The following is a 12,829-nucleotide window of genomic DNA, read 5'->3' as shown; positions in this document are numbered from 1 at the left end:
GGCCGCGGCCGTCAGTCGCCGGAGACGGTGAGGCGGCTGGGGCGGGTACCGAGGATGAGGGTGCCGAGGGCCTGGTCGAGGTCGTGCCCGAGGTACCAGTCGCCGGTGTGGTCGAGGCTGTAGATCCGCCCCTCGGTGTCGATGGCGAGGGTGGCCTGCGGGTACGTGGTGCCGCGGGTCGCCTTGGTGTCCGGGAACTGCTCCTGCCCGAGCGGGGCGACGTCGGTGTCCAGGGCGCGGCCGAGGTCGCCGAGGGTCCGCGCGAGGTGGCGGCCGAGCAGCGGGTCGATGACGAAGGGGGTCGGCGCGATGTGGCGGCCGGGGCCCGGACCGGCGATGCACAGCCCCCCGAACTCGGCCCAGGCCTCGACGGCGGCCGGGAAGACCGTGTGGCGGTGGCCGCCGGGCGAGGCGTGCGTGCGCAGGGCGTCGGCCCAGCGTTCGGCCTGTTGTATGTCCCAGCGGCCGGGTTCCCAGCCGGCGTTGTGCAGGGCGATGTCGACGGCGGCGGGGAAGCGGGTCGACCCGGGGTCCTCGTGGGCCGGGGTGTGCGGCGCGGGGGTGGGCGGCATGGTGGCGGTCAGCTCCCTTGGGGCGTCGTGGCCCCGATGGGCATGACGCCGAAGTGGGCGAGGAGCGCGTCGCAGGAGCGGCAGGGGGGTGCGTAGCTGCCGTGCTGGGGATCGCCGTCCTCGCGGATGTGACGTGCGGTGATCTTGGAGTGTTTCAGGGAGCGGCGGGCTTCGCCGTTGGTGAGGGGCTTGCGGGAGGCGCGCTTGCCGCGGTTGCTCTCGACGGCGGTCAGGTGGCGGGAGAGGAGGACCGCTTCCGGGCAGCGGCCGGTGAAGCGCTCGCGCTGCGCGGTGGTGAGGGTGTCCAGGAAGTCCTGTACGAGCGGGTGCAGGGTCGGGGGCTGCTCCGCCTTGCTCGCCGTGCAGGTCAGGGTTTGTCCGCGTACCGACAAGGCGGCGGCGACGGTGGGGAGGATGCCGTCGCGGCGGTGGTGGAGGTCGGGCGCGCGGTCGGCGTCGGCGGTGCCGCTCCAGCCGATGCGGGGGTCGCCGGCCGCGCGGGGGTCGCCCGCGGTGGTCGTGTGGTGTGCGGTGGTGCTCATGGTCGTGCTTCCCTCCCTGCAATCCCCCCGGTTGCGGAGGTCAGATTGCCAAAGGTGCTGGGTGTTGCGGTAGTCGGACGCGCTGTCGGGGATGTCACTGGCGTGTGACGGTCCGTCGGATGTCCGGTAACGAGGCTGGTCGGCGGGGTGCCGGCGGGCGGCGCCCGGGGGTGCGGGGCGGAGGGTGACGCGGGTGTGTCGTGGGGCTGACGCGTGGTGCGGGTGCGTCGCGGGGACCGGATGTGGCGCGGCGCCGGGCACCGGGCGGCACCGCACGGACGCGGGCGGGGCGCGCCCGGGCACGCCACCGCCCGACGGCGCCGCCGAGCGGCCGGTCCGGCGACGGGGGAGAGGGCGGGACGGGGGCGGTGGAGGGTGTTGCGGCACCACATAGGCTGTGCCCCAAAGCCAGCTTCAGCCAGGGGGCAACCGCGATGACGACAGGTCGGCAAGGGCTGGGGGCGCATCCCGGCCTCCAGGCCCAAGGACGTCCCGTGCCACCGAACTCGGCCTACGCCGGGCAGGTCGTGCATTTCCCGGATCCGGTGCGCGCCGCGCGCCATCCGGCCGGGGTGCGGATGGACGGGAACGGCTTCCCGGACTTCTCGCCGTACGCCCGGGCCGCCGCGGAGATCGCCGAGCCGCCGGAGGGCTTCGGCGTCGACGAGCTGCGGCTGACGGACTTCGTGTCGGCGAACGCGGCGCTGCACGCACAGGGCCACGAACTGTGGATAGACGTGCCGGCGGTGGCCACCCCGCACGGCTGGACCTGGCACCACGTGGCGGGGACCCGGCGGATGGAACTGGTCCCGGTCGAGGTGAAGGCGTTGCTGCGGCACCACGCGGGGCTGGCGACGACGACGGTGGCGCACGACAAGCGCGGGACGCGGCCCCTCCAGGAGACGCGTCCGGTGCACTTCGGACTGCCGCGGCGGGAACTGTCGGTGGGCGAGGAGCAGCTGGTCCAGGCCGAGGAGGCGCTGGGCTACCGGCTGCCCGGCGCGTACCGGTCGTTCCTGAAGGCGGCCGGCGGCTGCGCCCCGGTGGGCGCGGCCCTCGACGCGGAACTGGGGCTCCTGGTCGACCAGCCGTTCTTCACGGTGCTGGACGACGCCGCGGTCAACGACCTCGTCTACGTCAACAAGTGCCTGCGCGACCACTTCACCAAGGACTACCTGGGCGTGGCGTTCGCCCAGGGCGGGGTGATCGCGGTGAAGGTCCGCGGCGAGGCGCTCGGCTCGGTGTGGTTCTGCCCGTACGACGACGCCCGCGATCAGGACGGGTGGTCGGTGCAGGAACGGGTGGAGCGGCTGATGCTGCCGTGCGGTGCGGACTTCGACGACTTCCTCCTGCGGCTGGCGGGCAACCCGCCGGAGCTGGAGACGGTGGCGAACCTGATGGTGGACGGCGGATTCGCGTACGCCGTACCGGTGGAGGGCTGAGCACAGTGGTGACGTTCGCACAGGCGCAGGAGCGCGCCGAGCAGTGGGTGAACGGCGAGGTGGCGTCGGAGTTCCACCGCGAGGTGCGGGTGCGGGAGTTCGCGCTCGGCTTCGTGGCGTGGGCGGAGGACCGCGACGGCGGCCCGGTCGCCGACGGCGGCCGCAGCCGACTGGTGATCGCCCGGGACAGCGGGGAGACCACGCTGTGGCCGGGGTTGCCGGTGGGCGAGGTGATCCGCCGCTACGAGGAGGAGTACGGCGCGGCGGCGGAGGCCGGGTACGGCGCGGCCGAGCCCCCGCAGCGGATCGACCTGGAGGCCACGTCGTTCCTGCTGACACCGCCGGAGTGGTTGCAGGAGGCGGCCGACGCGATCGGGATCGGCGGCCGGAAGCCGGCCGACGGCGGGACGCAGTCCGGGGCCGCGGCGGACGGGGACTCCGCGGGCACGGGAGCGGTGGGCACGGCCGCGGACGCGGAGGTGGCCGCGGACGCCTGGGCCGACGTCAACGTGAACGCGGGGCCGGAGCCCGCCGACGCCCCGTCGCCGGCCGCGCCCCCGGCTTCCCCTTCCCCTTCCCCCGCCCCGACCTCCGCGCCGTCTGCGTCCGGGGCGGCCACGGGGGACGACACCTCGTGGGCCGCCGCCGACACCACCGCGGGCGGGGGCGGCGAGGACCGTTCGGTGGCGCCGCCGCAGACGGTGTTCGCGCCGCCGCTCGCCGGCTCCGACGACGAGGACACCCCGTCGACGCCGCGGGTGCGGCCCGACGCGAAGACCGAACTGCTGCACGGCGGCAGCCAGTTGCCGCGTACGAAGCTCTCGCCCGCGCTGCCCCCGCCGGCGCCCGACGTGCCCGGCCGGACCGGCCCCGGCGGCGCCGGTGGACTGCCGCCGATGCCGTCCGCGCCGCCGCCGATGCCGCCCGCCCCACCGGCCCCGCCCGCGCCCTCCACGACGCCGGCCGCCCTGCGCGACCTGCCGCCGCCGACCGGCACGCCGATCGCCGACGTGCCGCCGCCGCCCGGCTTGGAGCCGCCCCCGCACGCCGACGGGACGTCCGGGGCGGCTGCCACCGGCGGGGCCCAGGAGACGGACGGGCGTCCCGGTGACGGCCCGGCTGCCCCGGGCGCGACCGGTGCGCCGGCCGGCGGTTACGTGCCGACTCAACTGGTGTCCCAACTGGACGCGTCCGCAATGGACTTGAGCGCGGTCGACGGCCCGGGTGGCGCGGCCGGTGCCGACGGCTCCGGCGGTTCCGGCGGTTCCGGTGCCGAGGGTTCCGGCGCGGGTGGTCGCGGGGGCGGGGTGCACGCCGCGGCGACGATGCTCGCGGACGGCGCGGCCCTGCAGGCGCCCGCGCCCGGTCCGGGCGCTGCCGGTGGTCCTGGTGGGCCCGGCGGTGCCGGCGGTCCCGGCTTGCCGCCCCCGCCGCCGCCCGGCCCGTTGGGCGCGCCGAAGCCCGTGGGAGCGTCCGGCAAGTCCGGCGGCACGGTGCCCAGCGGCCAGGACGGTCCGCCCCCGCCGCCTCCGCCGCCGCCCGCTCCGCTGGCCGGTGCCGGCGGTGGCGGTGGGGTGCACGCCGCGGCGACGATGCTCGCGGACGGCGCCGCACTGTCCGCCGGCCCGGGCGGGCCGCCCGCCGCCGGCCCCGGCATGCCGCCGGCTCCGCCGATGGCCCCGCCGGCGCCGCCCGGTCCGCAGCCCGGTCCGCCCGGGGTGCCGGGTCCTGGAGTGCCGGGCCCCGGCGGCCAGGGGGCTCCGGGCGGGCAGGGCGCGCCCGGAGCGTACGGCTACCCGCCGGCGCCCAGCGGTCAGCCGACCGTCGGCCCCGGCTACATGGCCGTCCTGAGCTACCGCGCCCCGGACGGCAGCGAGCAGAAGATCGTGCGCCGCTCGGCGCCGGGCACGCCGCACCCGGAGTGGCAACTGCTGCACGAGCTGCGCGCGCTGAACGTCCCGCCGCAGCAGGTGGTGGAGCTCCACACCGAGCTGGAGTGCTGTGATCTGCCCGGTGGCTACTGCGCCCGGATGATCCGGGAGACCTGGCCGCAGGTCCGGATCAGCCACACCGCCGCGTACGGCAAGGACCACGCGTCGCGGCAGCAGGGCGTCCGGCACCTGGTCGAGCACCAGGGCGAGCTGCACCAGGTCGCCGACGGGCCGGCGCGGCCCGCGCCGGTGCGGGCGCCGTTGCCGCACCCGTCGCAGGTGCAGCCGGTGCCGCCGGCGCCGCCGCAGGCGATCGGGCACGAACTGGAGCAGGCGTTCGGGCCGCAGGGGGTCTTCCGCTTCGACCAGCGGGCGGTCTCCCGGCAGGGCGTGCCGGACGTCGTCGCGCAGACCCTGGTCTGGGCCGGGTTGCCGGTCGACTTCGGGCCGTTCTTCTGGGCGCAGGCGCAGCCGGGGCGGCCGGTGCCGACGCTGGCGGAGCTGGCGATGGAACGACGGGTGCAGCCGTCGCCGGACGCCGGTTCGTACCTGGTGATGGGCAACGACTTCGGGCGCCAGCTGTGCGTCCAGTACGGGACCGCGAACATCGTGGCCGTCCCGTTGGAGGCAGGACCCGGCGGGCAGCCCGTCGCGCCGCAGTTCGTGAACAGCGGGCTGCCGGAGTTCGTGCGGTGCCTGGCGATGCTGGGGCGGATGTGGCGCCTGCGGTACGGGCTGACGCCCGACCAGGCCGGCCGTTGGACGGTGGACTTCCAGGCGCAGCTGGTGGCGTTGGACCCGCCGGCGCTGGGGTCCCCGGAGACGTGGTGGTCGGTCCTGCTGGAACAGATGTGGGACGGCTTGTTGTAGGCGGCGGCGCGCGGCGCGGTTGCGGAGCCCGGAGCGGTTGCACGGGCCGTCCGTAGCCGCGCCGCGCCGTTATGCCGCGTGCCGTGCGTGATGATGCGCCGCGGGCGGTTGAGGCGGCCCCGCCCGCGCCGGTGCCGGTACCCCACAGGGCAAGCCGGCGTCCGTGCTTCCGACGCCCGCGCCGCCGTTCGGGCGACGGCGATCCGGGTGCCGCCGGCCCGACCGTCAACCGGCCACCCGGGCCGCGCAGGCCGCCGGCCCGGCCCGCAGGGGTGCGCCCTCGACCCCTCCCGGCCCCCACCGTTCAGGCCGTGCGCCGTGACGGCGAACTCGCCCTGACGAGCCCCCGAGTTCCCTGAGTTCCCCGAGTCGCCGGAGCCCCCCGGAATGCCCGGACGGCTGACGGAAGCGGGGCGACGCAGGGGCGACGCAGGGGTGGCGCCGTGGCGCGCGGGACGCCTCGGCAACGTGGGAGGTGGCGAAACCCCCTGGCGGGCGAAGATCCAATTCCGGCTTCTGGTGGCAAATGGCGCATCCTTGTGGGAAGGAATGGGCGGAGTGTCGTGATGAGGCCGCTTCGGGCCGATCCAGAAAGATGTGCGCCGGACTGTGCGGAAGCTTGCGGGTTCGCGCCACTGCTGTGCGCAGCGGAGAGGGGCTTGAGGGATGAGTACTTCGGTTTCGCCTCACGGGTTCGAGACCGTACGAGGGCGCGGCTATCGGCCGGAGGACGTGGACCGGCGCGTCGAGGGGCTCTCGATCGACCGCGATTCCTGCTGGGAGCGTGCCGCCCGGCTGACGGTCCTGGCCAACGAGATGGAAGCCGAACTCGACGAACTGCAGGGCTACGTCGCCCAGTTGCCGGAGCAGACGTACGAGTCCCTCGGTGAGCAGGCGCGGCTGATCCTGACGACCGCGGAGTCCGAGGCGGTGCGGCTGCTGACCGGGGCGGAGGCGGACGCGGAGCGGGCGCACGACGACACGGCCGAGTACGCGCAGCAGGTCCAGGACGCGGCGGACGAGGCGGCGCAGCGGCTGCGTGCGGAGGCCGCGGAGGACGCGCGCCACACCGAGAAGGCCGCGACCGACGAGGCGGCGGAGCTCGTGACGGAGGCCGGCCAGGAGGCCGAGCAGGCGCGGGCCGAGGCGGCGGAGGAACTGGCCGAGACCCGGCGGCGCACCGAGCGGCTGCTGAAGGACCAGGAGGCCCGGCACACCGAGGAGTGGGACGCCCTGGAGCGGGAGCTGGCGCGGCTGGAGAACGAGATGGACCAGCGGGTCGCCGAGTTGGACGCCCACGGGGAAGCGGTGATGGCCGAGCGGCGGCGCCTGACGGCGGAGACCGAGGAGTCCGCGCGGCACCGGCTGGAGGACGCCGACGCACGGGCGGCGGAGCTGCTGGCGCAGGCCAAGGTCGAGCTGGAGCGGATCGAGCGGACGACCGAGCGGGTCGTGCGGGAGCACGACGAGGCGCGCGAGGAGGTCCGGGTGCACATGACGCACGTGCGGAACAGCCTGGCGGCGTTGACGGGGAAGGACCCGGCGCAGTTCTCCGGTGCGGGGGCGGGCGCCGGGTCGCCGGCGCCCGGGACGAGCACGGGTGCGGGTACGACTACGGGTGCGGCCGCGGAGCCGGAGCGGGAGCCGGACGCCCAGGAGACCCGGGAGACGGAGCTGCCGCGGGCGGACCGGGGCGGCCAGGGCCGGCGCTAGGGCACCGGTCGGCGGCCGTGCCCCGTGGCTCCGTGGGCGGGCGGGCCGCCGCCGTCAGCCGGCGGACGGGGTGCTCGCGCCGTCGTTCCTGCCGGTGTCCCCGAGGGGGCGGGCGTCCCCGGCGGCAACGCCCCCCGAGGTGACCGCGTCGCCGGTCGTGCCGGCAGCGGTGGCGTCGGGCGCGGTCTCGGCGGGAGGCGTCGGCTGGGCGTCCGGGTGGACGGGGAAGCGGCGCGGGGCCAACACCAGGACGCTGAGGAAGGCGAGGGCGGCGGCGGCCGCGGCGCCGAGGTAGACGTGCTCGACGGTGGTGGCGACGGCCCGCCGGAGGTAGTCGGCGGTGCCGGCGGCGAGCGTGCCGGCGTGTTGCAGGGCGCGGGAGACGGCGTCCAGGTCGTGCGGGAGGCCGGCGCGGATGGCCGCCGGGGCGTGGGTGAGGCGGTCGTTGAGGGTCGCGTTGGCGACGGCGCCGAAGAGGGCCGCGCCGAGGGACTGGCCGACCTGGCGGCAGAAGAGGATCGAGGCGGTGGCGGTGCCGCGTTCGGCGTAGCCGACGGAGGACTGGACGCCGATGATCAGCGGGAGTTGGAAGAGGCCGAGCGTGGCCCCCAGGGTGAGCATGAGCAGGGCGGGCTGCCAGGCGGCGCCGGGATAGGGGAGCAGGGGGAAGGCGAGCAGGACGAGGGCGGCGCCGCCGATGCCGAGGAGGGCGCAGCTGCGGATGCCGATGCGGTTGTAGACGCGGCTGCTGAAGGCGGCGGATATCGGCCAGCTCAGGGTCATCACGGAGAGCACGAAGCCGGCGGCGATCGGGCCGAGGCCGAGGACGGCCTGGGCGTAGGTGGGCAGGAAGACCGTCGGGGCGACCATCAGCAGCCCCAGGGCGCCCAGCGCGACGTTGACGGCGGAGATGGTGCGGCGGCGCCAGACCCAGCCGGGAATGATCGGTTCGGCGGCGCGGCGTTCGATCAGGACGGTGGCGAGGGTGGCCACGGCGCTGCCGGCGAACAGCAGGAGGGACGGCGGGGAGAGCCACGGCCAGGCGGTGCCGCCCTGGACGAGGGCGGTGAGCAGCAGGCCGCCGGCGGCGAAGACGGCGAGCGCGCCGGGCCAGTCGACGCGGGTGCGGGTGCGGGTGCCGGCGGTCGGCCGGTCGCGGTGGACGTCGTGGAAGTGGCGGACGATCAGCCAGAGGGCGACCGCCCCGACGGGCAGGTTGACCAGGAAGATCCAGCGCCAGTCGCCGTAGGTGGTGAGCAGGCCGCCCAGCGCGGGGCCGGCCACCGCCGAGGTGGCCCAGACGCTGGAGAGCCTGGCCTGGATCTTGGGGCGTTCCTTCATCGGGTAGAGGTCGGCGGCGATGGTCTGGACGGTGCCTTGGAGGGCGCCGCCGCCCAGCCCCTGGAGGACGCGGAAGGCGATCAGCGAGCCCATGTTCCAGGCGCCGGCGCAGGCCAGGGAGCCGATGAGGAACAGCACGATGCCGGTGAGCAGGATCGGCTTGCGGCCGTAGGTGTCGGAGAGCTTGCCGTAGACGGGGAGGGTGACGGTGACGGCGAGCAGGTAGCCGGAGAAGAGCCAGGAGAAGACGGCGAAGCCGCCGAGGTCGCCGACGATCTGCGGGACGGCGGTGGCGATGATCGTCGAGTCGAGGGCGGCCAGCGCCATGCCGAGCATCAGGGCGGCGACGACCGGGCCGCGGCGGGCGGCGGCCGGCCCGTCGGGTGGCTGGTTCCCGATGCCGTTGCGGCCCGTGCCGTGACTGTCCTCGGTGGTGCGGCTCACCGTGGCCCCCCTCCTGCCCTGCTGCGGCGTGACCGACCCGGTGTGCGCCCCGCCCCGCGCGGCCGGTGCCCGGGCGACCGGGGTCCGTGCGGTGGGCATACGTGTAGTCGGCACGATTCCGCTGGACACCCTTGCACGCGCGGTGGCCGGGCGGAATGGGGTTTCTCGCAGCGTGGACGGCGGCGCCGGCCGTCGCGGCGGCCGGTTGTCGGCGGGCCGGCGTAAGGTGGTCAGCCCTGGTCCGTGTGCGCCCGCCGGCGCCGTCGAGGGGTGGCGGACCGGTCGCGTTGTTCGCCTCGCTGGGACGGAACCTTTTCATGAGCCTGAGTGGTCTGCTCGACGCCGTCGTACGGGACCCGGCGCTTACCGAAGCGGTCAAGGCCGCGGCCGACGGGCACCGGCCGCACGTCGACCTGGTCGGGCCGCCGGCCGCCCGCCCGTTCGCGGTGGCGGCGCTGGCGCGGCGCACCGGCCGCCCGGTGCTGGCGGTGACCGCCACGGGCCGGGAGGCCGAGGACCTGGCCGCCGCGCTGCGCTCGCTGATGCCGGCCGGCGAGGAGAACTCCGTCGTGGAGTTCCCGTCCTGGGAGACGCTGCCGCACGAGCGGCTCTCGCCGCGCTCGGACACCGTCGGCCGGCGCCTGGCGGTGCTCCGCCGGCTGGCCCACCCGAGCGCCGACGACCCGACGGCCGGCCCGGTGTCGGTGGTGGTCGCGCCGATCCGTTCCGTGCTCCAGCCGCAGGTCAAGGGGCTGGGCGAGCTGGTGCCCGTGAGTCTGCGGACGGGCCGGACGGCCGATCTCGAAGCGGTCGTCGACGGCCTGGCGGCGGCCGCCTACGCGCGCGTCGAACTCGTCGAGAAGCGCGGCGAGTTCGCGGTCCGCGGCGGCATCCTGGACGTCTTCCCGCCGACCGAGGAGCACCCGCTGCGGGTGGAGTTCTGGGGCGACGACGTCGAGGAGATCCGGTACTTCAAGGTCGCCGACCAGCGGTCCCTGGAGGTGGCCGAGCACGGGCTGTGGGCGCCGCCGTGCCGCGAGCTGCTGCTGACCGACGAGGTGCGGGCACGGGCCGCGGACCTCGCCGAGCAACACCCGGAGCTGGGCGAACTGCTGGGCAAGATCGCCGAGGGGATCGCCGTCGAGGGCATGGAGTCGCTGGCCCCGGTGCTGGTCGACGACATGGAGCTGCTGCTGGACGTGTTGCCGAAGGGCAGCATGGCGGTGGTCTGCGACCCGGAGCGGGTCCGGACCCGCGCGGCCGACCTGGTGGCGACGAGCCAGGAGTTCCTCCAGGCGTCCTGGGCGGCCAGCGCCGGGGGCGGCGCGGCCCCGATCGACGTGGGCGCGGCGTCCCTGTGGGGCATCGCGGACGTCCGGGACCGGGCCCGTGAACTGGGCATGATGTGGTGGTCGGTGTCGCCGTTCGCGGCCGACGAGGCGGAGGCCGACGGGGACACCCTCACGTTGGGCATGCACGCCCCCGAGACGTACCGCGGCGACACCCAGCGGGCGCTGGCCGACACCAAGCAGTGGCTGGCGGACGGCTGGCGGACGGTGTTCGTCACCGAGGGCCACGGTCCGGCGGCCCGCACCGTCGAGGTGCTGGGCGGCGAGGGCATCGCCGCGCGCCTGGAGGCCGACCTCGGCGAGATCGCGCCGTCGGTGGTGCACGTGGCGTGCGGATCGATCGACAACGGCTTCGTCGACCCCGGCCTGAAGGTCGCGGTGCTGACGGAGACGGACCTGTCCGGGCAGAAGGCCGCCGGCAAGGACGCCGCCCGGATGCCGGCCCGCCGCCGCAAGCAGATCGACCCGCTCACCCTCCAGGCCGGTGACTTCATCGTCCACGAGCAGCACGGCGTGGGCCGGTACATCGAGATGGTGCAGCGCACCGTCCAGGGCGCCACCCGCGAGTACCTCCTCGTGGAGTACGCGCCGGCCAAGCGCGGCCAGCCCGGGGACCGGCTGTACATCCCCACCGACCAGTTGGAGCAGGTCACCAAGTACGTGGGGGGCGAGGCGCCGACGCTGCACCGGCTCGGCGGCGCGGACTGGACGAAGACCAAGGCGCGCGCCAAGAAGGCCGTCAAGGAGATCGCCGCCGACCTGATCAAGCTGTACTCCGCCCGGATGGCGGCCCCCGGGCACGCCTTCGGCACGGACACGCCCTGGCAGCGCGAGCTGGAGGACGCCTTCCCGTACGTGGAGACGCCCGACCAGCTCACCACCATCGCCGAGGTCAAGGAGGACATGGAGAAGTCGGTCCCGATGGACCGGCTGATCTGCGGCGACGTCGGCTACGGCAAGACCGAGATCGCGGTCCGGGCCGCCTTCAAGGCCGTCCAGGACGGCAAGCAGGTGGCGGTGCTGGTCCCCACCACCCTCCTCGTGCAGCAGCACTTCGGCACCTTCACCGAGCGCTACGGCCAGTTCCCGGTCAACGTCCGGGCACTGTCGAGGTTCCAGACGGACACCGAGGCCAAGGCGGTCCTCCAGGGGCTGCGGGAGGGCGCGGTGGACATCGTCATCGGCACCCACCGGCTGTTCTCGTCCGAGACCAAGTTCAAGGACCTGGGCCTGGTCATCGTCGACGAGGAGCAGCGGTTCGGCGTCGAGCACAAGGAGCAGCTGAAGAAGCTCCGGGCCAACGTCGACGTGCTGACGATGTCCGCGACGCCGATCCCACGGACCCTCGAAATGGCGGTCACCGGCATCCGGGAGATGTCGACGATCACCACGCCGCCCGAGGAGCGGCACCCGGTCCTGACCTTCGTCGGCCCCTACGAGCAGAAGCAGATCGGCGCTGCGATCCGCCGTGAACTGCTCCGCGAGGGCCAGGTCTTCTACATCCACAACCGCGTCGAGTCCATCGACCGGGCGGCGGCCCGGCTCCGGGAGATCGTGCCCGAGGCCCGCGTCCAGACCGCCCACGGCCAGATGGGGGAGACGCAGCTGGAGCAGGTCGTCGTCGACTTCTGGGAGAAGAAGTTCGACGTCCTGGTCTCCACCACGATCGTGGAGTCCGGCATCGACATCTCCAACGCCAACACCCTGATCGTCGAGCGCGGCGACAACTTCGGCCTCAGCCAGCTGCACCAGCTGCGCGGCCGGGTCGGTCGTGGTCGGGAGCGCGGCTACGCCTACTTCCTCTACCCGCCGGAGAAGCCGCTCACCGAGACCGCGCACGAGCGGTTGGCGACCATCGCCCAGCACACCGAGATGGGCGCCGGCATGTACGTCGCCATGAAGGACCTGGAGATCCGCGGTGCGGGCAACCTCCTCGGCGGCGAGCAGTCCGGCCACATCGCGGGCGTCGGCTTCGACCTGTACGTCCGGATGGTCGGCGAGGCGGTCGCCGACTACCGCGCGTCCTTGGAGGGCGGCGAGGAGGAGCAGCCGCCGCTGGAGGTCAAGATCGAACTCCCGGTGGACGCGCACGTGCCGCACGACTACGCGCCGGGCGAGCAGCTGCGGCTCCAGGCGTACCGGGCGATCGCCTCGGCCACCTCCGAGGAGGACGTCGCGGCGGTCCGCGAGGAACTCACCGACCGCTACGGCAAGCTGCCCGAGCCGGTGGAGAACCTCCTCCTGGTCGCCGGCCTGCGGATGCTGGCCCGCGCCTGCGGCGTCAGCGACATCACCCTCCAGGGCTCCAACATCCGCTTCGGGCCGGTGGAGCTGCGGGAGTCCCAGGAGCTGCGCCTCAAGCGGCTGCATCCCCGGACGGTCCTCAAGCCGGCCACCCGGCAGATCCTGGTCCCGCGCCCGACGACCGGCCGGATCGGCGGCAAGCCGGTGGTGGGGCGGGAACTGCTGGCGTGGGTCGGCGAGTTCCTCACGACGATCTTGGGCTGATCTGCGGTTGGTTTTCTCGGCCGTGGGGGTGCGGTTTCGCCTTCGGCGGGGGTGGGTTCGGGTGGGGGCGTCGGTTGGTGGGTGGTGCCGGGGTCGGGCCTGCGGGGGCGTTGTGCA

7 protein-coding genes are annotated in these 12,829 nt (G+C 74.9%); 4 read left to right on the top strand and 3 right to left on the bottom strand.

Annotated elements, in window-relative coordinates:
• Positions 1 to 11 precede the first annotated feature (11 nt).
• Positions 12 to 572, bottom strand: coding sequence for an SUKH-3 domain-containing protein (locus tag ABD385_RS34565; protein ID WP_344583398.1), 561 nt, complete (start codon positions 570 to 572; stop codon positions 12 to 14).
• Between the two features lie 8 nt (positions 573 to 580).
• Entirely contained in the window at positions 581 to 1,114 is a 534-nt protein-coding gene (locus tag ABD385_RS34560) for a YwqJ-related putative deaminase (RefSeq protein ID WP_344583397.1), read from the bottom strand.
• Between the two features lie 434 nt (positions 1,115 to 1,548).
• On the opposite strand from ABD385_RS34560, the gene ABD385_RS34555 reads away from it, so the two are divergent.
• From ABD385_RS34555 to ABD385_RS34545, 3 genes are all read left to right on the top strand, one after another.
• A complete protein-coding gene (locus tag ABD385_RS34555; protein WP_344583395.1) occupies positions 1,549 to 2,556 on the top strand; it encodes an HNH endonuclease in 1,008 nt (335 codons plus the stop codon).
• A gap of 5 nt (positions 2,557 to 2,561) precedes the next feature.
• Entirely contained in the window at positions 2,562 to 5,357 is a 2,796-nt protein-coding gene (locus tag ABD385_RS34550) for an SUKH-4 family immunity protein (protein ID WP_344583394.1), read from the top strand.
• A gap of 666 nt (positions 5,358 to 6,023) precedes the next feature.
• Positions 6,024 to 7,070 carry a coiled-coil domain-containing protein gene (locus ABD385_RS34545; protein ID WP_425585544.1) on the top strand — a complete coding sequence of 349 codons (1,047 nt, stop codon included), beginning with the start codon at positions 6,024 to 6,026 and terminating at the stop codon, positions 7,068 to 7,070.
• A 54-nt stretch (positions 7,071 to 7,124) separates the two neighbouring features.
• Here the strand turns inward: ABD385_RS34545 and ABD385_RS34540 are convergent, their stop codons facing one another.
• A complete protein-coding gene (locus ABD385_RS34540; protein ID WP_425585543.1) occupies positions 7,125 to 8,855 on the bottom strand; it encodes an MFS transporter in 1,731 nt (576 codons plus the stop codon).
• A gap of 317 nt (positions 8,856 to 9,172) precedes the next feature.
• Here ABD385_RS34540 and mfd point away from each other — a divergent pair, with 317 nt between their 5' ends.
• Positions 9,173 to 12,712 (top strand): transcription-repair coupling factor, encoded by a 3,540-nt coding sequence (gene mfd / locus ABD385_RS34535; RefSeq protein ID WP_344583392.1) that lies wholly within the window; start codon positions 9,173 to 9,175, stop codon positions 12,710 to 12,712.
• Positions 12,713 to 12,829 lie beyond the last annotated feature (117 nt).

The organism is Streptomyces lunalinharesii (assembly GCF_039532155.1).
GTDB lineage: Bacteria > Actinomycetota > Actinomycetes > Streptomycetales > Streptomycetaceae > Streptomyces > Streptomyces lunalinharesii.
Note: the sequence above shows the minus strand (reverse complement) of the source record. Positions and strands in the feature narration are given on the sequence as shown.